At 47.2% G+C, this 25,051-nt stretch carries 24 protein-coding genes; all 24 read left to right on the forward strand.

The genetic code is table 11. From position 1 onward, the window contains the following. Window positions 1-92: 92 nt before the first annotated feature. The 24 genes from rpoC (at window position 93) to rpsC (ending at window position 25,051) form a co-directional block, all read left to right on the forward strand. Complete coding sequence (gene rpoC, locus AC4EHJ_RS16370; RefSeq protein ID WP_490976670.1) at window positions 93-3,698, forward strand: DNA-directed RNA polymerase subunit beta'; 3,606 nt, start codon at window positions 93-95, stop codon at window positions 3,696-3,698. 146 nt (window positions 3,699-3,844) lie between these two features. Further along, window positions 3,845-4,150 (forward strand): ribosomal L7Ae/L30e/S12e/Gadd45 family protein, encoded by a 306-nt coding sequence (locus AC4EHJ_RS16375; protein WP_490976671.1) that lies wholly within the window; start codon window positions 3,845-3,847, stop codon window positions 4,148-4,150. A 28-nt stretch (window positions 4,151-4,178) separates the two neighbouring features. Then, window positions 4,179-4,598: a 30S ribosomal protein S12 gene (rpsL, locus tag AC4EHJ_RS16380; protein WP_135500617.1), complete on the forward strand. Its 420-nt coding sequence runs from the start codon at window positions 4,179-4,181 to the stop codon at window positions 4,596-4,598. 44 nt (window positions 4,599-4,642) lie between these two features. Further along, the gene (rpsG, locus tag AC4EHJ_RS16385) at window positions 4,643-5,113 is read left to right on the forward strand and encodes a 30S ribosomal protein S7 (protein WP_008432480.1); all 471 of its coding nucleotides are present in this window, start codon (window positions 4,643-4,645) and stop codon (window positions 5,111-5,113) included. 51 nt (window positions 5,114-5,164) lie between these two features. Further along, window positions 5,165-7,243: an elongation factor G gene (gene fusA / locus AC4EHJ_RS16390; protein ID WP_490976672.1), complete on the forward strand. Its 2,079-nt coding sequence runs from the start codon at window positions 5,165-5,167 to the stop codon at window positions 7,241-7,243. Between the two features lie 115 nt (window positions 7,244-7,358). Continuing rightward, complete coding sequence (gene tuf, locus AC4EHJ_RS16395; protein ID WP_490976673.1) at window positions 7,359-8,546, forward strand: elongation factor Tu; 1,188 nt, start codon at window positions 7,359-7,361, stop codon at window positions 8,544-8,546. 323 nt (window positions 8,547-8,869) lie between these two features. After that, complete coding sequence (ilvE, locus tag AC4EHJ_RS16400) at window positions 8,870-9,769, forward strand: branched-chain-amino-acid transaminase (RefSeq protein ID WP_490976674.1); 900 nt, start codon at window positions 8,870-8,872, stop codon at window positions 9,767-9,769. A gap of 346 nt (window positions 9,770-10,115) precedes the next feature. After that, window positions 10,116-11,840 carry a biosynthetic-type acetolactate synthase large subunit gene (gene ilvB, locus AC4EHJ_RS16405; protein ID WP_490976675.1) on the forward strand — a complete coding sequence of 575 codons (1,725 nt, stop codon included), beginning with the start codon at window positions 10,116-10,118 and terminating at the stop codon, window positions 11,838-11,840. Beyond that, window positions 11,837-12,349, forward strand: coding sequence for an acetolactate synthase small subunit (ilvN, locus tag AC4EHJ_RS16410; protein WP_135500622.1), 513 nt, complete (start codon window positions 11,837-11,839; stop codon window positions 12,347-12,349). Before ilvB ends, ilvN begins: the two co-directional genes overlap by 4 nt. A 26-nt stretch (window positions 12,350-12,375) precedes the next feature. Next, window positions 12,376-13,410 (forward strand): ketol-acid reductoisomerase, encoded by a 1,035-nt coding sequence (gene ilvC, locus AC4EHJ_RS16415; RefSeq protein ID WP_490976676.1) that lies wholly within the window; start codon window positions 12,376-12,378, stop codon window positions 13,408-13,410. Beyond that, on the forward strand, window positions 13,397-14,938 hold the full coding sequence (locus AC4EHJ_RS16420) for a 2-isopropylmalate synthase (RefSeq protein WP_490976677.1): 1,542 nt from the start codon (window positions 13,397-13,399) through the stop codon (window positions 14,936-14,938). The genes ilvC and AC4EHJ_RS16420 overlap by 14 nt, the downstream gene beginning before the upstream one ends. Window positions 14,939-14,970: 32 nt before the next feature. Next, the gene (gene leuB / locus AC4EHJ_RS16425; RefSeq protein ID WP_490976678.1) at window positions 14,971-16,071 is read left to right on the forward strand and encodes a 3-isopropylmalate dehydrogenase; all 1,101 of its coding nucleotides are present in this window, start codon (window positions 14,971-14,973) and stop codon (window positions 16,069-16,071) included. 19 nt (window positions 16,072-16,090) lie between these two features. Next, entirely contained in the window at window positions 16,091-17,509 is a 1,419-nt protein-coding gene (leuC, locus tag AC4EHJ_RS16430) for a 3-isopropylmalate dehydratase large subunit (RefSeq protein ID WP_490976679.1), read from the forward strand. Window positions 17,510-17,536: 27 nt separating this feature from the next. Further along, a complete protein-coding gene (leuD, locus tag AC4EHJ_RS16435) occupies window positions 17,537-18,124 on the forward strand; it encodes a 3-isopropylmalate dehydratase small subunit (protein WP_490976680.1) in 588 nt (195 codons plus the stop codon). An 87-nt stretch (window positions 18,125-18,211) separates the two neighbouring features. Continuing rightward, window positions 18,212-19,147: a threonine ammonia-lyase gene (locus AC4EHJ_RS16440; protein ID WP_490976700.1), complete on the forward strand. Its 936-nt coding sequence runs from the start codon at window positions 18,212-18,214 to the stop codon at window positions 19,145-19,147. 166 nt (window positions 19,148-19,313) lie between these two features. Next, a complete protein-coding gene (locus tag AC4EHJ_RS16445) occupies window positions 19,314-20,636 on the forward strand; it encodes a Na+/H+ antiporter family protein (protein WP_490976681.1) in 1,323 nt (440 codons plus the stop codon). Window positions 20,637-20,889: 253 nt separating this feature from the next. Further along, entirely contained in the window at window positions 20,890-21,198 is a 309-nt protein-coding gene (gene rpsJ / locus AC4EHJ_RS16450; protein WP_066790933.1) for a 30S ribosomal protein S10, read from the forward strand. A 49-nt stretch (window positions 21,199-21,247) separates the two neighbouring features. Next, window positions 21,248-21,877 carry a 50S ribosomal protein L3 gene (gene rplC / locus AC4EHJ_RS16455; RefSeq protein ID WP_490976682.1) on the forward strand — a complete coding sequence of 210 codons (630 nt, stop codon included), beginning with the start codon at window positions 21,248-21,250 and terminating at the stop codon, window positions 21,875-21,877. 29 nt (window positions 21,878-21,906) lie between these two features. Next, window positions 21,907-22,530, forward strand: coding sequence for a 50S ribosomal protein L4 (gene rplD / locus AC4EHJ_RS16460; protein WP_490976683.1), 624 nt, complete (start codon window positions 21,907-21,909; stop codon window positions 22,528-22,530). Beyond that, a complete protein-coding gene (rplW, locus tag AC4EHJ_RS16465; protein WP_135500632.1) occupies window positions 22,530-22,814 on the forward strand; it encodes a 50S ribosomal protein L23 in 285 nt (94 codons plus the stop codon). The genes rplD and rplW overlap by 1 nt, the downstream gene beginning before the upstream one ends. A gap of 46 nt (window positions 22,815-22,860) precedes the next feature. After that, window positions 22,861-23,691 carry a 50S ribosomal protein L2 gene (gene rplB / locus AC4EHJ_RS16470; RefSeq protein ID WP_490976684.1) on the forward strand — a complete coding sequence of 277 codons (831 nt, stop codon included), beginning with the start codon at window positions 22,861-22,863 and terminating at the stop codon, window positions 23,689-23,691. Between the two features lie 60 nt (window positions 23,692-23,751). Next, the gene (gene rpsS / locus AC4EHJ_RS16475; RefSeq protein WP_135500634.1) at window positions 23,752-24,030 is read left to right on the forward strand and encodes a 30S ribosomal protein S19; all 279 of its coding nucleotides are present in this window, start codon (window positions 23,752-23,754) and stop codon (window positions 24,028-24,030) included. A 19-nt stretch (window positions 24,031-24,049) separates the two neighbouring features. Next, the gene (gene rplV / locus AC4EHJ_RS16480; RefSeq protein WP_135500635.1) at window positions 24,050-24,391 is read left to right on the forward strand and encodes a 50S ribosomal protein L22; all 342 of its coding nucleotides are present in this window, start codon (window positions 24,050-24,052) and stop codon (window positions 24,389-24,391) included. Window positions 24,392-24,394: 3 nt separating this feature from the next. Beyond that, on the forward strand, window positions 24,395-25,051 hold the full coding sequence (gene rpsC, locus AC4EHJ_RS16485) for a 30S ribosomal protein S3 (protein ID WP_135500636.1): 657 nt from the start codon (window positions 24,395-24,397) through the stop codon (window positions 25,049-25,051).

Below are 25,051 nucleotides of genomic sequence, written 5' to 3' on the forward strand. Positions count from 1 at the left end.
GACCGGCTTAACTGGCCGGCCGGCTTCCAATCACTTGGTCGCAAACGAGGAAGAGCCGTTCAGAAACTCGAGACAAAAGGGAGGTAGGCTCCTTGATAGATGTTAACAATTTTGAGTATATGAAAATCGGATTAGCTTCACCCGATAAAATTCGCTCATGGTCTTATGGAGAAGTCAAAAAGCCAGAAACAATTAACTACCGTACATTAAAACCAGAGAAAGACGGTTTGTTCTGTGAACGTATTTTCGGTCCTACAAAAGACTGGGAATGCCATTGCGGGAAATACAAGCGCGTCCGTTATAAAGGCGTAGTCTGCGATCGTTGCGGCGTTGAAGTCACACGTTCAAAAGTCCGCCGTGAACGCATGGGGCATATCGAACTTGCTGCTCCTGTATCACATATTTGGTATTTCAAAGGGATTCCGAGCCGTATGGGACTTATCCTTGATATGTCTCCACGCTCACTCGAAGAAGTCATCTATTTTGCTTCTTACGTAGTGATCGACCCTGCTGATACACCGCTTGAGAAGAAACAGCTTTTGTCTGAAAAAGAGTACCGCGCTTATCGCGATAAGTTCGGGAAAAAATTCCAGGCTGCAATGGGAGCGGAAGCAATCAAACGACTTCTTCAGGAAATCGACCTTGAGCGCGAAACCGACTCGTTAAAAGAAGAATTGAAAACTGCTCAAGGGCAGCGCCGCACACGTGCGATTAAACGCCTTGAAGTGGTTGAATCATTCCGCAACTCAGGCAACAACCCTGATTGGATGATTCTAGATGTTCTTCCGGTAATTCCGCCAGAACTGCGCCCGATGGTCCAATTAGACGGAGGCCGCTTTGCGACTTCTGATTTAAACGATCTATATCGTCGAGTGATCAACCGGAACAACCGCCTTAAACGCTTATTGGACCTTGGCGCTCCTAGCATCATTGTCCAAAACGAAAAACGTATGCTTCAAGAAGCTGTTGATGCGTTGATCGATAATGGGCGCCGTGGCCGTCCGGTCACTGGACCGGGTAACCGTCCATTGAAATCCCTTTCTCATATGCTTAAAGGGAAGCAAGGGCGGTTCCGTCAAAACCTTCTTGGTAAACGTGTTGACTATTCAGGCCGTTCCGTTATCGTTGTAGGACCGAACTTGAAAATGTACCAATGTGGACTGCCTAAAGGAATGGCAATCGAACTTTTCAAGCCTTTCGTTATGAAAGAACTTGTTGAACGCGGATTGGCACATAACATCAAGAGCGCGAAACGTAAAATCGAACGATTGCATTCAGAAGTTTGGGATGTACTCGAAGACGTGATCAAGGAGCATCCGGTTCTATTGAACCGGGCACCAACTCTTCACAGACTTGGTATCCAAGCATTCGAACCGACTTTGGTCGAAGGCAAAGCAATCCGTCTGCATCCGCTTGTATGTACAGCATACAATGCCGATTTCGATGGCGACCAAATGGCCGTCCACGTACCGTTATCTTCTGAAGCACAAGCGGAAGCGCGCCTTCTAATGCTTGCTGCTCAGAACATTTTGAACCCGAAAGACGGCAAACCGGTTGTAACTCCATCCCAGGATATGGTTTTAGGAAACTATTACTTAACACTGGAACGTAAAGGAGCTACTGGTGAAGGAGCTACATTCTCAGGTCCGGAAGAAGCGCTTGTCGCTTATCAGACTGGCCATGTGCATCTTCACACTAGAATTGCGATTCTTGCCGGGTCGTTGAACAACCCGACGTTTACGGAAGAACAAAACAAAATGCTTTTATTGACAAGTGTCGGTAAGATCATTTTCAATGAAATCCTTCCAAAATCGTTCCCTTATATTAACGAACCGACTGACTTCAATTTGCAGGTGGAAACACCGGCGAAATATTTCGTGTCGACTACGACAGACATCCGCACTTACATCGCGGAAGCTGAGCTAGTAACGCCGTTTAAAAAGAAAATTCTTGGAGAAATCATTGCAGAAGTCTTCAAACGCTTCCACATTACTGAAACTTCAAGAATGCTTGACCGCATGAAGAGTCTTGGGTTCAAATATTCGACTCAAGCTGGTATTACGGTCGGCGTTGCAGATATCGTAGTACTTCCTGATAAAGGCGAAATCCTGGTTGAAGCACAGGCGAATGTAGATAAAGTGATGAAGCAATTCCGTCGTGGTCTGATCACGGAAGAAGAGCGCTATTCACGCGTCATCTCGTATTGGAGCAGCGCGAAAGATGTTATTCAGGAAAAACTGATGGCATCTCTTGATAAGCTCAACCCGATTTATATGATGAGCGACTCCGGTGCCCGGGGTAACGCATCCAACTTTACCCAGCTTGCGGGTATGCGCGGATTGATGGCCAACCCGGCTGGACGCATCATCGAGTTGCCGATCAAGTCTTCATTCCGTGAAGGTTTGACGGTACTTGAATACTTCATCTCTACACACGGTGCACGTAAAGGGCTTGCCGATACTGCACTGAAAACAGCTGACTCAGGTTACCTGACGCGCCGTTTGGTAGACGTTGCACAAGATGCAATTGTCCGCGAAAACGACTGCGGAACTGACCGAGGCCTATTGGTGGGAGCATTGATGGAAGGGTCGGAAGTGATTGAAGAGCTGGACGAGCGTATTTTGGGCCGTCACGCGAAGAAAACCATCCGCCACCCGGAAACAAAAGAAGTTATTGTAGCGAAGGACGAATTGATTACACAAGATTTGACGCGCTTGATTGTTGAAGCTGGAATCAAAGAAGTGACAATCCGCTCAGCGTTTACATGTAATACGAAACACGGCGTTTGTAAGAAATGCTACGGAACGAACTTGGCGACTGGCGACGAAGTTGAAGTGGGCGAAGCAGTTGGTATCATTGCGGCTCAGTCAATCGGAGAACCAGGAACTCAGCTTACGATGCGTACATTCCATACAGGCGGGGTAGCTGGAGACGATATTACACAAGGTCTTCCGCGTATCCAGGAAATTTTCGAATCGCGGAATCCGAAAGGGCAAGCGGTCATTTCTGAAATCAACGGTACAGTTACCGAAGTGGATGAAATCCGTGAAGGCCAGAAGGAAATCACGATTCAAGGTGACGTTGAGACACGTAAATACTTGGCACCTTATAATGCCCGCCTTAAAGTGCACGTGGATGACGTCATCCGCCGCGGCGAAGTATTGACGGATGGTTCAATTGATCCGAAACAATTACTGCAAGTAAAAGACGTTCAATCTGTCCAAGTTTATTTGTTGAAAGAAGTTCAAAAAGTATATCGCATGCAAGGCGTTGAAATCGGCGATAAGCACGTGGAAGTTATGGTTCGCCAAATGTTCCGTAAAGTCCGTGTGATTGAAGCTGGAGACACTGAATTGCTGCCAGGATCACTTTTGGATATTCACCAATTCACTGAAGCCAACGTAAAAGCAGTGCTTGAAGGCAATTTGCCTGCTACAAGCCGCCCAGTTATTCTGGGTATCACAAAAGCTTCTCTTGAAACAGAATCATTCCTATCAGCTGCGTCATTCCAGGAAACGACTCGCGTCTTAACGGATGCGGCGATCAAAGGGAAGCGCGATGAGCTGCTTGGACTGAAAGAGAACGTCATTATCGGCAAACTTGTTCCAGCTGGAACAGGGATGCAGCGCTACCGCCAAATCAGGATTGCGCAAGCTGAAAAAAAGGCTCAGCAAGAGATTGTCGGAAGCGAATCATAATTTAATCTGATTCCGGAGAGTGCTTGAATACTCTCCGGGATTTTTTTAAGAAGACTGTTGACACTAGAACCTATGAATGATAACATGTTGAGGGTTGATGGTTTAGCGCTCTGGAACTTTGAGGATATTTAATATTCAACAACAAAGTGAACCAGGCATGCAAAGCAATCATCGGTATAAAGCAAACAGTAAAAGCATTAAAAAGCGGCATTGTCCAAGAAGCAATAGTGGCAACAGACGCGGTTGATCGAATGGCCGGACAGATTATTGAGCCAGCAAAAGACAAAGGCATTTCGATCGAATTTGCAGATTCACGATTAAAGCTTGGCAAAGTATATGGCATTCATGCCGATGCAGCTGCTGTGGCGATTACTGGATACCAGTTTTTGTGTAGAAAACACAAAGACTTTGTTTTTACCCAAAAAATGAACCACCTGGATATGTGGTATTAGAACACCTTTTGAGAGGAGGAAAAAATCGATGCCTACAATTAACCAATTAGTTAACAATCCCCGTAAACCGAAAAGCACGAAATCAGGCTCACCAGCGTTGAACAAAGGGTATAACAGCTTTAAAAAGTCTCAGACTAACGTAAGCTCACCTCAAAAACGTGGAGTTTGTACTCGTGTTGGTACTATGACACCGAAAAAACCTAACTCCGCATTACGTAAATATGCGCGTGTACGGTTGACAAACCAAATTGAGGTCAATGCATATATCGGCGGCGAAGGCCACAACCTTCAAGAGCACAGTGTAGTTCTTCTTCGCGGCGGACGCGTAAAAGATTTACCTGGTGTGCGTTACCATATCGTACGTGGAGCACTTGATACTGCTGGAGTTAACGGCCGTATGCAAGGACGTTCTAAATACGGAACAAAACGACCAAAAGTAAAAAAATAAAAAGTTAAAATAACGAAGTGATTTCGTTGAAAGGAGGAACATACATGCCTCGTAAAGGTCCTGTAGCTAAACGTGACGTGTTGCCAGATCCAATTTATAATTCGAAATTGGTGACACGCTTAATTAATAAAATGATGGTTGACGGAAAAAGAGGTACTTCACAAAAGATTCTATACGGAGCGTTCGAACTAGTTAAAGAACGCAGCGGTAAAGATCCGATTGAAGTATACGAACAAGCATTGACTAACGTTATGCCGGTTCTTGAAGTTCGCGCACGCCGTGTCGGTGGAGCAAACTACCAAGTACCAGTTGAAGTTCGTCCAGAGCGCCGTACAACTTTAGGTCTTCGCTACCTTGTAAACTATTCACGTCTTCGTGGAGAGAAAACAATGGAAGAGCGTTTGGCTAATGAAATTTTAGACGCTGCCAACAACACTGGAGCAGCTGTTAAAAAACGTGAAGATATCCACAAAATGGCGGAAGCAAACAAAGCGTTTGCTCATTATCGCTGGTAATTTCTTTCGAGATGTTTACATCTTAATCCGAAACGGAAGGAGAAAGACAACATGGCTAGAGAGTTCTCCTTAGACAAAACACGTAATATCGGGATCATGGCACACATAGATGCTGGTAAAACGACTACTACGGAGCGTATTTTATATTACACTGGTAAAATACACAAAATTGGGGAAACGCATGAAGGCGCTTCTCAAATGGACTGGATGGAGCAAGAGCAAGAACGTGGCATCACAATCACTTCTGCTGCTACAACAGCTTCATGGAAAAACCACCGTGTTAACATCATCGATACTCCTGGACACGTAGATTTCACAGTTGAAGTTGAACGTTCATTGCGAGTTCTTGATGGAGCTGTTACAGTTCTTGACGCTCAATCAGGTGTTGAGCCACAGACTGAAACGGTTTGGCGCCAAGCTACAACATACGGAGTTCCTCGTATCGTATTCATTAACAAAATGGATAAAATCGGTGCTGACTTCTTATATTCTGTAGGCACATTGCATGACCGCTTACAGGCAAACGCTCACCCGATCCAATTGCCAATCGGCGCTGAAGATGACTTCTCTGCAATCATTGATTTGGTTGAAATGAAAGCTAGTTTCTACGCGAACGATTTGGGAACTGAAATCACTGAAGGTGAAATTCCAGAAGAATACAAAGAGCTTGCCGAAGAATGGCACACTAAATTAGTGGAAGCTGTTGCTGAGCTTGATGAAGACTTGATGGAAAAATACCTTAGCGGCGAAGAAATCACTGTTGACGAACTTAAAGCGGGAATCCGTAAAGGAACGTTGGATGTTGAGTTCTATCCTGTGGTTTGCGGAACTGCATTTAAAAACAAAGGGGTTCAATTGATGCTTGATGCAGTAATTGACTACCTACCATCTCCATTGGACGTACCGCCAATGACTGGCGTTCTTCCGGATTCAGACGAAGAGGTATTGCGCAAACCTAGCGAAGACGAGCCATTCTCTGCACTAGCGTTTAAAGTAATGACAGATCCATACGTAGGGAAATTGACTTTCTTCCGTGTGTATTCTGGAACTCTTAAATCTGGTTCTTATGTACAGAACTCTTCTAAAGGCAAGCGTGAGCGCGTAGGACGTATCCTGCAAATGCACGCCAACTCCCGTGAAGAGATCGCTGAAGTATTTTGTGGAGATATCGCTGCTGCGATCGGTTTGAAAGATACATCGACAGGTGATACATTGTGTGACGAGAAAGCCCAAGTAATCCTTGAGCGCATGGTCTTCCCGGAACCAGTTATCTCATTGTCAGTTGAACCGAAATCAAAAGCGGATCAAGACAAAATGGGTCAAGCCCTTGCTAAATTGCAAGAAGAGGATCCAACTTTCCGTGCGCATACTGACCAGGAAACTGGCCAAACGATCATCGCTGGTATGGGTGAACTTCACCTTGATATCCTTGTTGACCGCATGCGCCGTGAATTCAACGTAGAAGCTAACGTGGGTGCACCTCAGGTTTCATACCGTGAGACATTCCGCAATACTGCTAAAGTTGAAGGCAAGTTCGTCCGCCAATCTGGTGGACGCGGACAATTCGGACACGTTTGGATTGAATTCTCTCCAAACGAAGAAGGAGCAGGTTTTGAATTTGAAAATGCTGTCGTTGGTGGTGTTGTTCCACGTGAATACATCCCAGCTGTTGAAGCGGGTCTGCGCGACTCTCTAGACAACGGTGTTATCGCCGGATATCCATTGATCGATATCAAAGCTAAATTGTACGATGGTTCTTACCATGACGTCGACTCGAATGAAATGGCATTTAAAGTTGCTGCATCTATGGCTCTTAAAAATGCTATCTCTAAAGTCAACCCGGTTCTTCTTGAGCCAATCATGCGCGTCGAGGTTGTTATTCCTGAGGAATACCTTGGGGATATCATGGGTGACATTACGTCACGCCGCGGCCGCGTAGAAGGTATGGACGCTCGCGGAAACGCGCAAGTGGTCCGTTCAATGGTACCTCTTGCTCAAATGTTCGGATATGCAACTTCATTGCGTTCTAACACGCAAGGCCGTGGTGTGTTCTCAATGCACTTCGATCACTATGAAGAAGTTCCGAAATCAATTTCTGAAGAAATTATCAAAAAAAATAAAGGTCAATAATTGAATTTTGATCTTTAATAAAGTATAAATAGTTTGTATGTCAGGAATAATAGGGCCCTATTATTCCGGCACTTCAAACTACCGAATAACTTACATTTTGAGGAGGATTTTTCTAATGGGTAAAGCTAAATTTGATCGTTCTAAAACACACGCGAATATTGGTACAATTGGTCACGTCGATCATGGTAAAACAACTTTGACTGCTGCAATCGCTACAGTTCTAGCTAAAAAATCAGGCGGGGAAGCTCGTTCTTACGCTCAAATCGACAACGCACCTGAAGAAAAAGAACGCGGTATCACAATCAATACTTCACACGTTGAGTATGAAACTGATGCTCGCCATTACGCACACGTTGATTGCCCTGGACACGCCGATTATGTTAAAAACATGATCACTGGTGCTGCTCAAATGGACGGCGGGATTCTAGTAGTATCTGCTGCTGACGGCCCAATGCCACAAACTCGTGAGCACATCCTTCTTTCACGCCAAGTTGGTGTTCCTTACCTAGTTGTATTCATGAACAAATGCGATATGGTAGATGACGAAGAACTTCTTGAACTAGTTGAAATGGAAGTCCGCGACCTTCTATCAGAATATGACTTCCCTGGCGATGACATTCCTGTCATCAAAGGTTCAGCTCTTAAAGCTCTTGAAGGCGAGCCAGAATGGGAAGAAAAAATCGTTGAATTGATGGATGCAGTTGATAGCTATATCCCAACACCACCACGTGATACTGACAAGCCATTCATGATGCCTGTTGAGGATGTATTCTCAATCACTGGCCGTGGTACGGTTGCTACTGGACGCGTTGAACGCGGACAAATCAAAATCGGTGACAACGTTGATATCATCGGTCTTACTGAAGAACCAAAATCTACAACTGTAACAGGTGTAGAAATGTTCCGTAAATTGCTTGACTATGCTGAAGCTGGCGACAACATCGGTGCACTTCTTCGCGGGGTTTCTCGTGACGACGTACAACGTGGACAAGTATTGGCTAAACCAGGCACAATCACTCCACACACTGAGTTCAAAGCAGAAGTTTATGTTCTTTCAAAAGAAGAGGGTGGCCGTCACACGCCATTCTTCACAAACTACCGCCCACAGTTCTACTTCCGTACAACTGACGTAACTGGCGTTTGTAACCTTCCTGAAGGCGTTGAAATGGTTATGCCTGGAGACAATATCGAAATGATCGTTTCTCTAATCTCTCCTATCGCACTTGAAGAAGGAACTAAGTTCTCTATCCGTGAGGGTGGACGTACTGTAGGCGCTGGCGTAGTTGCAACTATCACTAAATAATTTTCGCTAAGCGTAAATCCCCTGCTCATTTTAATGAGCAGGGGATTTTTTTATGGGCAGATTTTCTGTCTGTTTCCCCGTTGTATGAGGTATGTAATATATTGCATTCAAAATATTTTTTAGATTTTTTTAAATCTGTAAAACCCTTGGTACGACAACAATGAAAACGGATACATAAATTATTAATATTCTAAATAAACTAAAAACTATCAAAATCTTGATTGACACCCGCTAGGATAGGCGATATGATAACAACAATTTACTAAAAGAAAGCAAATACAGCGAACAATCAATAAAATATTTTGAAGAAAGAAGTGGGCGGCATGGGCGAACAGATGATTTATTTGAATGGTGAGTTTGTAAAAAAAGAAGATGCTAAAGTTTCGGTTTACGATCATGGGTTTTTATACGGAGACGGTGTATTCGAAGGGATTCGTTCATACAACGGAAACGTATTTCGATTAGAGGAGCATTTAGAACGTCTTTACGATTCAGCTAAATCGGTTATGCTCGAAATTCCTCATACTTTTGAAGAGTTGACAAATATTGTGACAGAAACATTGCGCCGCAACGAATTAAGAGATGCCTATATCCGACTGGTCGTTTCCAGAGGAGCCGGAAACTTAGGACTGGATCCTCTAAGCTGTCCAAGGCCGAGCGTGATTGTCATTGCGGAAGCTTTATCGTTATTCCCAAAAGCGTTGTATGAGACAGGAATTGAAATAGTATCGGTAGCTACACGGCGCAGCCGTTCAGACGTCTTAAGCCCAAAAGTGAAGTCACTCAATTACATGAATAATATCTTGGTTAAAATAGAAGCCAACCTGGCGGGTGTACCGGAAGCCCTTATGCTGAACGATCAAGGTTATGTGGCGGAAGGCTCCGCTGATAACATCTTTATCGTCCGCAAGAACAAACTGCTTACGCCTCCGGGCTATGTAGGTGCCTTAGAAGGCATAACGCGAAATGCCATCATGGAAGTTGCGAATGAAAAAGGGTATGACATGCAAGAAGCTGTTTTCACCAGACATGATGTTTATGTAGCCGACGAAGTATTCCTGACCGGAACAGCAGCGGAAGTCATCGCAGTAGTGAAAGTAGATGGACGGGTGATCGGAGAAGGTGTACCGGGTCCGGTTACAAACGATTTGCTTTGTTCATTCAGGCAGCTTGTGCAGGAAGACGGAGTCAAAGTATATGCTGATCAATTAAATGCGGTATGACAAAAATTTATAAAACAATTCAATGACGAGGTTAAAGTAAACGGAATAGGTATTCACAGAGAGCCGGTATTGGTGGAAGCCGGCAATACTATCGTTTTACGACATCCCCTCTGAGTGGAGTGCTGAACGGCTTCGGCCAAATAGGTATTCCCGGTGTCCAGCTAAGCAGTGGGCATCGTTATCAAAGGATAAGCAAAGCTTATCCATGAGGCTGCAGTTGTGCAGTGAACTAGGGTGGTACCATGAAGCATTTTCATCCCTATGCAAAGAACATGTTTCTTTGCATAGGGATGAAAATGCTTTTTTTTATTTCACCGAAGACATAATCCAAAAGGAGGCGGACAGATTGGGAGTAAATGTGGAAGTAAGAGAAGTGGTTGAACAGAAACTGAAAGGCAGCGGTGCTGAGATCCTGATTCAATCGTTGAAAGAGCAGGGTGTCGAAGTGATCTTCGGTTACCCAGGAGGGGCCGTATTGCCAATCTATGATGCATTGCACAGAAACCCCATCCGTCACGTGCTCGCTCGGCATGAACAAGGAGCTATACACGCCGCTGAAGGATATGCAAGGGTGTCAGGGAAAACTGGCGTGGTCCTAGCGACCTCCGGACCGGGAGCGACAAATCTTGTGACTGGAATCGCTGATGCCATGCTCGATTCGCTTCCATTGGTAGTTTTCACCGGACAGGTTGCCAGTACGGTCATCGGGACGGATGCTTTTCAGGAAGCCGACATCATCGGCATCACGCAGCCGATTACGAAACACAATTACCAAGTGAAAAGTGTTGAAGATTTTCCACGGATCATCAAAGAAGCATTCTATATTGCTTCAACTGGCCGGCCTGGCCCCGTAGTGGTGGATATACCGAAAGACATTTCAAATGGACTGTTGATGAACTATATAGACGAAGAAGTTAATCTCCCAGGCTACCAGCCGACAACGCAGCCGAATTACTTGCAGATCCAAAAAGCGGCATTGGCGATAAGCAATTCAAGAAAGCCGCTGATCCTTGCGGGAGCCGGAGTCCTTGCTGCAAAAGCGGCACCGGAACTAAGAGAATTTGTGGAACGGCATAATGTGCCGATCACCAACACGTTGCTTGGTCTTGGAACCATTGATGGCAACCATAACCTATTCCTTGGAATGGCCGGGATGCACGGAACGTATACGGCGAACATGGCGATTTGTGAATGTGATGTGCTGCTGAATATCGGAGCACGATTTGATGACCGGCTGACCGGCAATCTGGCACATTTCGCACCGAATGCAAAAGTTATCCATATCGATATTGACCCTGCTGAAATCGGCAAAAATGTTCCGACTGCCATACCGATTGTCGCGGATGCAGGAGAGGCGCTGCGGGCGCTGTTAAACCAAGACTTCGAGTCGCCGGATACAGCCGAGTGGCTGGCAAGCCTAGCGTCAAATAAAACCGAATATCCATTGCAGTATAAGGCGGATAAAGAACGGGGCATCCTTCCCCAGCAAGCCATTGAATTGATTCACCGGCTGACTGGTGGAGATGCGATCGTCACCACCGACGTAGGACAGCATCAAATGTGGGCAGCGCAATATTATAAATTCAATCATCCGCATAATTGGGTGACTTCAGGCGGCTTAGGGACAATGGGCTTCGGCTTTCCGGCAGCGATCGGGGCACAGCTCGCACGGCCCGATGAAAAAGTGATTTCGATTGTCGGAGATGCCGGCTTCCAGATGACATTGCAGGAACTGTCGCTGCTGCAGGAACTGCGTCTTCCGGTAAAAGTCGTCATCATGAATAACCGGAGCCTTGGGATGGTCAGGCAATGGCAGGAAACATTTTACGAAGAACGCTATTCCCAATCGCTGATCCACGTGCAACCTGATTTTGTGAAGATGGCTGAAGCGTATGACATCGCAGGATATAAAGTGGAAACGTTGGAACAGGCTGAAGCGGTTTTCAAAGAGGCATTTGAATCTGATGAGCCGTGTTTGATCGATTGCCGGACCGTGCAGATGGAAAACGTGTATCCGATGGTAGCACCAGGCAAGGGGCTCAATGAAATGATCGGGGTGAAGAGCGAATGAAGCGGGTTATAACCACAACAGTAATCAACCAAAGCGGCGTTTTAAACCGCGTGACGGGTTTATTGATGAAACGGCAGTTTAATATTGAAAGCATTTCGGTGGGCCATACGGAACAGCCGGGAATGTCGAAAATGACGTTTGTGGTCAATGTTGAGGATGCCGGCAAGCTGGAGCAATTGCTGAAGCAGCTCCAAAAACAGATTGATGTGATCAAAGTCAACGACATCACCGACAAGGCGATGGTCATGAGGGAACTGGCAATTGTCAAAGTGGTTTCTCCACCGGCTGTCAGAAACGAGCTTTACGCAATTGTCGAACCTTTCCGGGCGACGGTAGTGGATATGAGCAAAAACGTCACCACGTTCCAAGTGGCAGGCGACCCGGAGAAAATCGAGGCTTTTATCGATCTGATGAGGCCTTACGGCATTAAAGAAGTGACGCGGACAGGTGTTTCCGCTTTTGTTAGAGAAACCCAAAAAACGCCCGCAGCTCAATTATCGATTCTGTAAAACAAAAACCGAGGAGGAATTTAAAAATGGCGAAAATGTATTATAACCAAGATGTTAACGAACAGGTATTAAAAGGACGGACAATTGCGGTGATCGGATACGGATCACAAGGGCATGCACACGCGCAGAACTTAAAGGATTCAGGATTCGAGGTTGTTGTCGGAGTAAGACCCGGAAAATCATTCGACCAAGCGCAGGAGGATGGCATGAAAGTAGCTACTGTAGCAGAAGCGGCGGAAGCGGCAGATGTCATCATGGTATTGGTGCCGGATGAGCGCCAGACACAAGTTTATAACGACGAAATCAAACCGGCATTGAAAGCTGGAAAGTCACTGGTTTTCGCACACGGCTTTAATGTTCATTTCAACCAAATCGTCGCTCCGAAAGACGTGGATGTGTTCCTGGTAGCACCAAAAGGGCCCGGCCATCTTGTGCGCCGCACATACGAATCAGGTGCTGGCGTTCCCGCATTGATCGCGATCCATCAAGATGTATCGGGGCAAGCGCAGGAAACGGCGTTGGCTTACGCGAAAGGCATCGGTGCAACGCGTGCGGGTGTTCTTGAGACAACATTCAAGGAAGAGACGGAAACGGATTTGTTCGGAGAGCAGGCCGTGTTATGCGGCGGCGTGACGTCGCTGGTGAAAGCTGGATTTGAAACATTGGTGGAAGCGGGCTATCAGCCAGAAGTGGCGTACTTCGAATGTATGCACGAATTAAAGCTGATTGTCGACTTGATGTATGAAGGCGGATTATCGGGTATGCGTTATTCAATCTCCGATACAGCGCAATGGGGAGACTTCGTATCTGGACCGCGTATCGTTGATGCAGATACAAAAGCCCGCATGAAAGATGTATTAACGGATATCCAGACTGGCAAGTTCGCCAAAGGCTGGTTGCTTGAGAACCAATTAAACCGTCCGGAATTCACAGCAATTGAAAAATCGGAAGAAAATCACCAAATTGAACAAGTAGGACGCGAATTGCGCGCCATGATGCCATTTGTCAATGAAGGGAAAAAAACAAAGGAAAAAGAGGTGGTCGCCAGTGCGCAAAATTGACATCTTTGATACGACGCTAAGAGACGGTGAACAATCGGCAGGCATCAACTTGAATACCGCTGAGAAAATCGAAATCGCCCGCCAACTTGAACGTTTTGGCGCGACGATCATTGAGTCAGGATTCCCAGCAGCCTCTCCGGGAGATTTCGACGCTGTGCAGCGCATTGCGGGCACGGTGAAAAATTCCATTGTTACAGGACTGGCGCGTTCGGTTGAAAGCGACATTTCAAGAGCTTGGGAAGCGCTGAAAGGCGGCGAACAGCCGCATGTCCATATTTTCATAGCGACTTCTCCGATCCATATGGAACATAAATTGATGAAAACGCCGGAACAAGTGATGGAAACGGCTATTGCATCTGTAAAATACGCGAAAAAATTCTTCCCGCTGGTCCAATGGTCGGCGGAAGATGCTTCAAGGTCCGACCCGGAATTTTTGGTCCGCATCATCCGCAAAGTCATCGAAGCGGGAGCGACCACGATCAACCTGCCGGATACAGTCGGATACGCCACGCCAGCTGAATACGGCGCCATGTTCAAATACGTGACGGAAAATGTCATCGGCATCGAAAACGTCAAATTATCGGCGCATTGCCATAATGACTTGGGGATGGCGACAGCGAATACGCTGGCAGCAATCGAAAATGGAGCGACTCAGGTGGAAGGGACGATCAACGGCATCGGTGAGCGCGCAGGCAACGTGGCGTTGGAAGAAATTGCAGTTGCCCTTCATATCCGCAAACAAATTTACGAGATTGAGACCGGCATCCAGTTGAAGGAAATCAAGCGCACAAGCCAATTGGTCAGCCAATTGACGGGCAGCTTGATTCAGCCTAATAAAGCGGTGGTCGGTAAGAATGCCTTTGCGCATGAATCCGGCATCCACCAGGACGGCATGCTGAAAAACCCATTGACCTACGAAATTATTACGCCAGAATTGATCGGCGATGCATCGACGCAATTGGTGCTTGGCAAACATTCCGGCAGACACGCTTTCAAAGACCGTGCTATCAAGATGGGCTTTGAATTAAGCGATGAAAAATTGAACAAAGCTTTTGTGGAATTCAAGAAACTGGCCGACAGCAAAAAAGAAATTGTCGAAGACGATTTGTTCGTCTTGCTGACTGATCAGCAAATAAACGATAAAGAAGTTCCGGTCTATGAACTGGAAAGTGTGCAAGTGCATTACGGCACAGCGAACATTCCGACTGCTACAGCTTCCGCGTATAAGCCGGATGGCGAACTGATACGGGATTCGGCAACAGGCGCCGGTTCGGTAGAAGCGATATTCAATAGCTTGGAACGGCTGGTGGCAGGTAAAGTCCACATTCTGGATTACCGGGTGACGTCGATCGGCAAAGGCCGCGATGCATTAGGTGAAGCAGTCATCAACATGACGTATAACGGCGAAACAGTGACCGGGCGTGACGTAGCGCAGGATGTACTGGAAGCGACGGCGAAAGCGTATTTGAACGCAGTGAACCGCCAATTGGTAAAGGCGGGGCAAAAACTCAGTGTCGCAGCAAGGTGACCCACAACACGATTGAAAGAGGAGGAATTTTCATGGAGAAAACAATAGCGGTATTGCCAGGAGACGGAATCGGACCAGAAGTGACAGAGGCGGCGGTGAAAGTGCTGCAATCCATTGCAATGCGCTATGGCCATACGTTCCACTTGAAGCAAGCATTGATTGGCGGAAGTGCAGTGGACGCGCATAATAATCCGCTGCCGGAAGAAACGGTGGCTATATGTGAAGCGAGCGATGCTATTCTTCTAGGGGCAGTCGGTGGAGTGAAATGGGATAGCCATCCAGCTCATCTGCGTCCGGAAAAAGGCTTGCTGAACATCCGCAAGCATTTTGATTTATTCGCTAACATCCGCCCCGTTAAAGCGGTGCCGGCATTGCTTGGGTCTTCTCCATTAAAAGAAGAGGTCGCGAAAGATGTGGACATGGTCATCGTCCGCGAATTGACAGGCGGTCTTTACTTCGCTGAACCGAAACGCCGCTCTGAAAAATCGGCTGTTGATACATTGGTGTATACGCGCCGGGAAATCGAGCGGATTGTCGACCAAGCATTCGAAATCGCCCGTGGGCGCAGAGGCAAAGTGACTTCGGTCGATAAAGCGAACGTCCTTGAAACGAGCAAATTATGGCGTGAAGTTGTGGAAGAGCGGAAAGCAGCTTATCCGGACGTCGAAGTCGAGCATATGCTGGTCGATTCGGCCGCGATGAAATTGATCACTGATCCGCGCCGCTTTGACGTGGTTGTGACAGAGAATATGTTCGGCGACATCTTAAGCGATGAAGCGTCGGTCATCACAGGATCGCTTGGCATGCTGCCATCAGCGAGCGTCCGCACAGACGGCTTCGGCTTATACGAACCGGTACACGGATCAGCTCCAGATATCGCTGGGCAGAATAAAGCCAACCCGTCAGCAGCGATCTTGTCAGTCGCCATGATGCTCCGCCATTCGTTCGGCCTCCATTCAGAAGCTTCGGCAATTGAAGAAGCGGTAATGGGCGTGCTGGAAGATGGTTATTGCACAGGGGATTTGACGACAGCCGGCAAACGGACCGTTTCCACGGAAGCTTTTGTGACGAAAGTCATCGAAGAAGTAGAACGGGAATTTGTATCTGAACACATCATGTATTCTTACGTTTAAGCAAAGGAGCGTGCGCACGATGGCAAAAACGATTATTGAAAAGATTTGGGAACAGCATATCGTCTATGAAGAGGCGGGAAAGCCGGACCTTTTATATATCGACCTTCATTTATTGCATGAAGTCACTTCACCGCAGGCGTTCGAAGGGCTGCGGCTGAATGGCCGCAAAGTACGCAGGCCGGATTTATGCTTTGCGACGATGGACCACAATGTGCCGACGCGCAACCGCGATCAAATCACCGATCCGATTTCGCGCAAGCAGATTGCCACTTTACAGCAAAACTGCGATGAATTCGGTGTGCCGCTGGCGGGCATCAACCATCCCGATCAAGGCATCGTCCACGTCATCGGACCGGAGCTTGGGCTGACCCAGCCGGGCAAGACGATTGTTTGCGGCGATAGCCATACGTCGACACACGGCGCTTTCGGTGCATTGGCGTTCGGCATCGGCACAAGTGAAGTTGAACACGTGTTATCAACACAGACTTTATGGCAATCAAAGCCTAAAACGATGGAAATCCGCATCGACGGTGAACTCGGATTCGGCGTTTCTTCAAAGGATGTCATCTTAGCCATCATTGCAAAATTCGGCATCGACATGGGAACGGGGCATATCGTCGAGTACACGGGCGATGCCATCCGCAAATTGTCGATGGAAGAGCGCATGACGATCTGCAATATGTCGATTGAAGCGGGAGCGCGCGCTGGACTGATCAGCCCGGACGACACGACGATTGAATACTTGAGAGGCCGCCGCCACGTGCCGCAAGACGAGGCGTTTGAAGAAGCGGCTGCGAAATGGCTGGAGTTGGCGACAGATGAAGAGGCGCAATACGATGTGTCGCTTTCCATCCACGCCGATGAAATCTCGCCGTTCGTCACTTGGGGCACCAATCCTTCGATGGGTTCAGGAATTTCAGGTCATGTGCCGTTTGCTGCGGATTACGAAGAACAGGAAGACCGGGACGCGCTGAAACAGGCTTTGGACTATATGCACCTCGAAGAAGGGGCTGCATTGTCGTCGATTCCTATCCAACACGTCTTTATCGGTTCCTGCACGAATGCACGCTTAGGTGATTTGCGGGCAGCTAGCGCCATTGTAGAAGGCCGTACAGTTCATCCATCGGTGACGGCGATTGTCGTGCCGGGGTCGGAAACAGTGAAGCGTGCTGCAGAAGAGGAAGGGCTTGATAAAATCTTCCTGGCAGCCGGCTTTGAATGGCGCGAAACGGGATGCAGTATGTGCCTGGCGATGAACGAAGATTCTGTTCCGGCAGGAGAACGCTGCGCCTCCACTTCCAACCGGAATTTTGAAGGGCGCCAAGGAGCGGGTTCAATGACTCACCTCGTCAGCCCAGTGATGGCTGCTGCTGCTGCAATTGAAGGGCATTTGACAGATGTCCGGAATTATATGAAAGAACCTGTACCGAGTGCCTAACATCAATGGAAAAGGAGGCTGCTAGCAATGAAGCCCATCAACCACATCAATAGCGTCGTAACCCCTTTAGAACGCAAAAATGTCGACACCGACCAAATCATTTCGAAAGAGTTTCTGAAGCGCATTGAACGCACCGGGTTCGGCAAGTATTTATTCTACCACTGGCGATTCCGTCCGGATGGTGCACCGGAAGAGGGCTTCGTCCTGAACGATCCGCGTTTCAAAGGCTCCGAAATTCTGGTCGCACAAGAAAACTTCGGCTGCGGCTCCTCACGCGAGCATGCCCCATGGGCGATTCAAGATTACGGGTTCAACGTCGTCATCGCGCCGAGCTTTGCGGATATCTTCTATAATAATTGTGTCAAAAACGGCATTTTGCCAATCCGTTTGGCGCATGCGGAAGTGGACGAGCTGATTCAAAAAGGCAAGCGCGAACCCTACCGGCTGGAAGTCGATTTAGAGGCACAGACCGTAGTAGGCCAGGATGGCAGCCGCTATTCTTTCACGATTGATCCGTATTGGAAAGAGATGCTGCTCAAAGGCTGGGACGAGATTGCGCTGACATTCCAATTTGAATCGCATATTACGGCATATGAAGCAAAACAAGGCGTGTAACATTCTACTATTACAAGAGGAGATGATCTGCTTGGGAATTCGTACAGCACAGTAGGCTTATTTAATGCATTCGAGAGGCTGGCGCCGATTGTCCATCGTACGCCGTGCAAGCAATCCAGTACGCTGAATGCCATCACAGGCAGCGAAGTTTCATTGAAGCTGGAGAACTTGCAGAAAACAGGTTCGTTCAAAGTCCGCGGCGCGTTCAATAAAATCAGCCAGATGACGGAATTGGAATGCGCGCGGGGAATCATCGCCGCTTCGGCCGGCAACCACGCGCAAGGTGTGGCGCTGGCAGGACGCGAAAAGGGAGTGCAGGTGACGGTGTTCATGCCTGAAGGCACTCCGGAAACGAAAGTGATGGCGACACGACAATACGGTGCCCAAGTCAAAATTGTCGGCAAAAACTTCGAAGAAGCATACGCAGAAGCGAAGAGGGAGCAATTGGCGACCCTTGCGGCGTTTGTCCATCCGTTTGACGATTTGGCGATCATTGAAGGGCAGGCGACTGTTGCGATGGAGATGATGCAGCAATGCCCCGACCTGGATACAATCGTCGTGCCAGCAGGCGGCGGAGGCCTGCTGGCAGGGACAGCTATCGCCGCAAAGCTGATGCGGCCGGAAATCCGGGTCATCGGCGTCCAGGCACGGGCAGCTTCCGCTATCGCCTCAATTTTCCATGGCACCAATAATACGGCGGTGCCATTTCTGCCGACCATGGCGGAAGGCATCAAAGTAAAAGAGCCGGGAAAATTGACGACGAAAATCATCCAGGCTTATGTAGATGACGTCATCACTGTCAGTGAACAGGAAATCGCCTCGGCTATCCTATTTATGCTTGAACGTGAAAAGATGCTTGTCGAAGGAGCGGGAGCAGCGGCGGTGGCTGCAGTGCTCAACCGGCATCTGCCATTTGATTCGGCGCGCACAGGCGTCATTGTCAGCGGCGGCAATTTCGACATCGGGAAACTCGAAGAATGCAGAAAAACTGCTACTGATATCGGTACGGCAAGTTCTTATTAATAGTAGAAGCCCTTTGCTATCCAGCAAAGGGTTTTTTGTTGGGCTGCAAAAAAAGCGGAATTTTCAGTATCAAGCCAATGCGCGCAGAGCTGTTGACATCCTTTTAGAGATTTGTTAATTTAATAAAGTGCTTTAACGCTTTAGCAAACTAAAGGAGAATCCATAAATGAATGCAGTAATGATTGCCGTAATTATTATGCTTGTCTTGAGCCTCCTCCGCGTCAACGTCGTGTTCGCGTTGCTGATCGGGGCATTGGCGGGAGGGCTCGCTGGAAACTTGTCATTTGCAGAAACGATCACCGCTTACACCGATGGACTCGGAGCGGGGGCGACCATCGCGCTCAGCTACGCCATGCTTGGCGGATTCGCAGTCGCGATTTCGCGCACAGGAATTCCGGAATTGCTGGTGGCAGGCGTCTTGAAGCTCGTCAATAAAGAAGGAGAAGCGACGCGGGAAAATCTAGCGAAAGCATTGATCATCTTTGCGCTGCTGGTGATGGCTATCTTTTCACAAAACCTCATCCCGATTCACATCGCCTTTATCCCATTATTGGTGCCGCCGATTCTGCACATCCTGAATGAGCTGCGCATCGATCGCCGTTTGATTGCTACCGTACTTACTTTCGGTTTGACTGCGCCATATATTTTGCTGCCATATGGCTTCGGGCTGATTTTCCATGAAATTGTTGCAACGCAGATGGAGCTTGCGGGATTGCCGATCGATATGGCGGATATTCCGAAAGCGATGGCGATTCCGGTTGCCGGCATGGCACTCGGCTTGATCATCGCCGTGTTCATCGCTTACCGCAAGCCGCGTGATTATCACACCGATTATAATACTATAGAAGAAACTCGTACGAAAAAAGCATCGAAGAAAGATATCATCGTAACGATTTTGGCTTTGGCTGCCGCGCTTTACGGACAGATCGAGACCGAGTCGATGATTATCGGTGCGCTGGCCGGTATTCTTGTGCTGTATATCTTCGGAGCCATGAAATGGCGCGACGCTGACGATGTGCTGACAGCCGGCATGCGCATGATGGCCTTTATCGGCTTTGTCATGATCTCGGCGAATGGTTTTGCTTCCGTCATCCAAGCGACTGGCGCCATTGAGCCGCTGGTGGCAAGCGCCTCTGATTTATTCAATGGCAATAAAGGGGCTGCCGCCCTCGCGATGCTCATCATCGGTCTCGTCGTCACAATGGGCATCGGCTCATCATTCGCTACCATTCCGATCATCGCTGCCATCTTCGTGCCGCTCAGCATGGAGTTCGGCTTCTCGACGCTGGCGATCATCGCACTGATCGGCACGGCTGGGGCGCTCGGCGACGCCGGGTCTCCAGCATCCGATTCGACGCTCGGCCCAACAGCCGGACTGAACGTCGACGGACAGCATAACCACATCTGGGATACATGCGTGCCAACGTTCATCCATTACAATATTCCGCTCGTTGTGTTTGGCTGGATTGCCATTATGCTGCTTGCTTAAAGGCGAATGTTCGGACTATTATCGTATAGGTTGTATAAAGGAAAAATCCTGTTATAATAAAAAAAGCGAATCAGAAAGAATTTCGTGGAAAGCCTTGCGGAATTCTTTTTTCTTTTGTATAATGGTGAATGTTGGTCTTTGACTGCGATGAAGCGAGAGGTTACCGATACACCCGGCCGCTTTGCCATGGCGAGTGATTGGAAAATTTTCGTGGAGAATGTCTATCCAAAATAGGCGAAAGGGAGGGAAAATAATGGCAAAACAAAAAATTCGTATCCGTTTAAAAGCATATGATCATAGAATCCTAGATCAGTCTGCTGAGAAAATTGTAGAAACAGCTAAACGTTCAGGCGCTAGCGTATCGGGTCCGATACCATTGCCGACGGAAAAGTCGATCTACACAATCTTGCGTGCTGTCCATAAGTACAAAGATTCTCGTGAGCAATTTGAAATGCGCACACACAAACGTCTAATCGATATCGTTAACCCGACACCACAAACTGTCGATGCGTTGATGAAACTTGATTTACCGTCAGGCGTTGACATTGAAATTAAACTTTAATCGGTGAACGAAATAGAAAAAACACAAAAATTGCAGGAGGTGTGACAACATGACCAAAGGAATCTTAGGTAGAAAAATCGGTATGACGCAAGTTTTTGCTGAGAACGGTGATTTAATCCCTGTAACTGTAGTTGAGGCGGCTCCAAACGTAGTGCTTCAAAAGAAAACAGTTGAGGTTGACGGCTACGAAGCAATCCAATTAGGTTTTGAAGACAAGCGCGAAAAGCTTTCTAACAAACCTTCTAAAGGACACGTAGCAAAAGCGAACACTGCTCCTAAGCGCTTCATTCGCGAACTTCGCAATGTAAACTTAGCTGATTACGAGATTGGTCAAGAAGTCAAAGTAGATGTATTCGCAGAAGGCGATATCGTAGATGTCACTGGAACAACAAAAGGTAAAGGTTTCCAAGGTGTTATTAAACGCCACGGACAATCCCGCGGACCAATGTCCCACGGATCACGTTACCACCGTCGTCCAGGTTCGATGGGCCCGGTTGCCCCTAACCGCGTTTTCAAACAGAAGAAATTACCTGGTCAAATGGGTGGAACGACAATTACGATCCAAAACCTTGAAATCGTCAAGGTTGATGTGGAACGCAACTTGCTTCTAATCAAAGGTAATGTTCCTGGTTCACGCAAAGCGATGCTTCGCGTAAAAACAGCTATCAAAGCTAACTAATTATTTTTCTGAGGAAGGAGGAAACACGAATGCCTAAAGTAGCTTTATTAAATCAAACAGGTTCACAAGTTGGCGACATCGAATTGAACGACTATGTATTCGGTATCGTACCAAATGAATCAGTGTTATTTGACGCAGTTGTGATGCAGCGCGCTTCACTTCGCCAAGGTAACCATAAAGTAAAAAACCGTTCTGAAGTAGCGGGCGGTGGTAGAAAACCATGGCGTCAAAAAGGAACAGGACGTGCCCGTCAAGGTTCGATCCGTTCACCACAATGGCGCGGCGGCGGAGTTGTCTTCGGACCAACACCACGCAGCTACAGCTATAAATTGCCTAAGAAAGTACGTCGTTTAGCTCTTCGCTCTGCTCTTTCATCGACAGTGGTCGGAGAAAAATTGATGGTACTTGAAGGATTGTCATTTGACGCACCAAAAACAAAGTCATTTACACAATTGATGGGCGACCTTTCAATCGGTAAAAAAGCTTTGTTCGTAACTGCTGACCTTGATGAGAACGTAGCATTGTCTGCGCGCAACATCAAAGGCATGACAGTGGTGTCGGCAACCGGCATCAACGTATTAGACCTGCTTGGACATGACAAAATTGTTATGACTAAAGCAGCGATCGAGAAAATTGAGGAGGTGCTTAGTTAATGGAAGCACGTGATATTTTAAAGCGTCCGGTCATTACTGAGCGTTCTTCTGAAGTAATGGCAGATAAGAAGTACACTTTTGAAGTGGACACTCGCGCAAACAAAACACAAGTTAAACATGCAGTTCAGGAAATCTTCGGAGTTCAAGTTGAGAAAGTCAACATCATGAACTACAAAGGGAAATTCAAACGCATGGGCAAACACGCAGGATACACTAACAAACGCCGCAAAGCGATCGTTAAATTGACTGCTGACAGCAAAGACATCGAATTGTTCGATATTTAATTTCATATAAGTTCTTAAAGAACTACTAACGAAGGAGGGAAACAACGTGGGGATTAGAAAATATAAACCTACCACTAACGGTCGTCGTAATATGACGAGTTCGGATTTCGCTGAAATCACAACGAACAAGCCTGAAAAATCGCTTCTACAACCAGTTAGACGTAAAGGCGGCCGTAATAACCAAGGTAAAATAACTGTACGCCATCACGGTGGTGGACATAAACGCCAATACCGCGTCATCGATTTCAAACGTAACAAAGATGGCATTCCAGGACGCGTTGCTACAATCGAGTACGATCCTAACCGTTCTGCAAACATCGCATTGATCAACTACGCTGATGGAGAAAAACGTTACATCTTGGCTCCTAAAGGACTCACAGTTGGAACTCAAATCATGTCAGGCATAGAAGCTGATATCAAAGCAGGTAACGCACTGCCGTTATCAAACATCCCGATGGGTTCTACAATCCACAACATTGAATTGAAGCCAGGCGGCGGCGGACAACTTGTACGCTCTGCAGGAACTTCAGCTCAGGTATTGGGTAAAGAAGGCAAATACGTAACAGTTCGTTTGCAATCAGGCGAAGTTCGCATGATCCTTGCTACTTGCCGCGCTACTATTGGCGCTGTAGGAAACGAGCAACACGAATTGATCAACATTGGTAAAGCAGGACGTAACCGCTGGTTAGGCAAACGCCCGACAGTCCGCGGATCTGTAATGAACCCTAACGATCACCCACACGGTGGTGGTGAAGGACGTTCGCCAATCGGACGTAAATCACCAATGTCTCCATGGGGCAAACCAACTCTTGGATACAAAACGCGCAAGAAAACGAACAAGTCAGACAAGTTCATCGTGCGTCGCCGTAAAAAATAATTTGATTCCGCTACGGTTCAATGAAAGAACCGTGGTGCGATCACGAAGGGAGGACCTCAAATGGGCCGCAGCTTGAAGAAAGGACCTTTTGCTGATGATCATCTTTTGAAAAAAGTTGACGCACAAAAGGATTCTGAGAAAAAACAAGTGATTAAAACTTGGTCTCGCCGTTCTACAATTTTCCCGACATTCATCGGACTAACAATTGCAGTATACGACGGACGTAAACACATCCCTGTATACGTGACTGAAGACATGGTTGGCCATAAACTAGGAGAATTTGCTCCAACACGCAAATACGCTAGTCATGGTGCAGACGACAAGAAAACAAGACGTTAATTGAGAGGAGGATTTCCCCATGCAAGCAAAAGCTGTTGCTAGAACAGTACGTATTGCTCCTCGTAAAGTCCGTTTAGTTGTAGATTTAATCCGAGGCAAGCAAATCGGCGAAGCCGTTGCAATTTTGAATCACACTCCGAAAGCATCATCTATTGTTGTTGAGAAGTTGTTGAAATCTGCAGCTGCTAACGCTGAACATAACTACGAAATGGATCTAAACAACTTGTACATCAGTGAAGTGTTCGTTGATGAAGGTCCGACATTGAAACGTTTCCGTCCACGTGCAATGGGACGCGCAAGCGCGATTAACAAACGTACAAGCCACATCACACTAGTGGTATCTGACAAGAAGGAGGGATAATTCGTGGGACAAAAAATACATCCAATAGGGATGCGTATCGGAATCATTCGTGACTGGGAATCCAAATGGTACGCTGAAAAAGACTATGCGACACTTCTTCACGAAGATATTAAAATCCGTGAATACGTCGAAGCACGTTTGAAAGAAGCTTCAGTTTCTAAAATCGAAATTGAACGCGCTGCAAACCGTGTAAACGTAACAATTCACACTGCGAAACCAGGTATGGTAATTGGTAAAGGTGGTTCTGAAGTAGAAGTGCTTCGCAACCAACTGAACACAATGACTGGCAAGCGTGTACACATCAACATCATTGAAATCAAGAGAGCTGACCTTGATGCGAGATTAGTAGCTGAAAGCGTTGCACGCCAATTGGAAAACCGTGTATCTTTCCGCCGTGCTCAAAAGCAAGCTATCCAGCGCACTATGCGTTCTGGCGCTAAAGGGATCAAAACTCAAGTATCTGGACGTTTAGGCGGCGCTGACATTGCGCGTTCTGAACACTACAGTGAAGGTACTGTTCCGCTCCATACGCTACGCGCGGATATCGATTATGCGCATGCTGAAGCCGATACAACTTACGGCAAACTTGGCGTAAAAGTATGGATCTACCGCGGTGAAGTCCTTCCAACTAAGAAGAAATCTGAGGAAGGAGGCAAATAA

It is taken from the genome of Planococcus sp. TJ-301, from assembly GCF_058268475.1.

Bases quoted from the DNA above. Each gene is read 5' to 3' on its own strand.
- rplC (WP_490976682.1), top strand. From the start codon at position 21,248: ATGACCAAAGGAATCTTAGGTAGAAAAATCGGTATGACGCAAGTTTTT.
- ilvC (WP_490976676.1), top strand. From the start codon at position 12,376: ATGGCGAAAATGTATTATAACCAAGATGTTAACGAACAGGTATTAAAA.
- rpsJ (WP_066790933.1), top strand. From the start codon at position 20,890: ATGGCAAAACAAAAAATTCGTATCCGTTTAAAAGCATATGATCATAGA.
- rplW (WP_135500632.1), top strand. From the start codon at position 22,530: ATGGAAGCACGTGATATTTTAAAGCGTCCGGTCATTACTGAGCGTTCT.
- ilvE (WP_490976674.1), top strand. From the start codon at position 8,870: ATGGGCGAACAGATGATTTATTTGAATGGTGAGTTTGTAAAAAAAGAA.
- tuf (WP_490976673.1), top strand. From the start codon at position 7,359: ATGGGTAAAGCTAAATTTGATCGTTCTAAAACACACGCGAATATTGGT.
- rpsG (WP_008432480.1), top strand. From the start codon at position 4,643: ATGCCTCGTAAAGGTCCTGTAGCTAAACGTGACGTGTTGCCAGATCCA.
- fusA (WP_490976672.1), top strand. From the start codon at position 5,165: ATGGCTAGAGAGTTCTCCTTAGACAAAACACGTAATATCGGGATCATG.
- leuC (WP_490976679.1), top strand. From the start codon at position 16,091: ATGGCAAAAACGATTATTGAAAAGATTTGGGAACAGCATATCGTCTAT.
- rplD (WP_490976683.1), top strand. From the start codon at position 21,907: ATGCCTAAAGTAGCTTTATTAAATCAAACAGGTTCACAAGTTGGCGAC.
- leuB (WP_490976678.1), top strand. From the start codon at position 14,971: ATGGAGAAAACAATAGCGGTATTGCCAGGAGACGGAATCGGACCAGAA.
- ilvN (WP_135500622.1), top strand. From the start codon at position 11,837: ATGAAGCGGGTTATAACCACAACAGTAATCAACCAAAGCGGCGTTTTA.
- rpsS (WP_135500634.1), top strand. From the start codon at position 23,752: ATGGGCCGCAGCTTGAAGAAAGGACCTTTTGCTGATGATCATCTTTTG.
- leuD (WP_490976680.1), top strand. From the start codon at position 17,537: ATGAAGCCCATCAACCACATCAATAGCGTCGTAACCCCTTTAGAACGC.
- rplV (WP_135500635.1), top strand. From the start codon at position 24,050: ATGCAAGCAAAAGCTGTTGCTAGAACAGTACGTATTGCTCCTCGTAAA.
- AC4EHJ_RS16445 (WP_490976681.1), top strand. From the start codon at position 19,314: ATGAATGCAGTAATGATTGCCGTAATTATTATGCTTGTCTTGAGCCTC.
- rpsL (WP_135500617.1), top strand. From the start codon at position 4,179: ATGCCTACAATTAACCAATTAGTTAACAATCCCCGTAAACCGAAAAGC.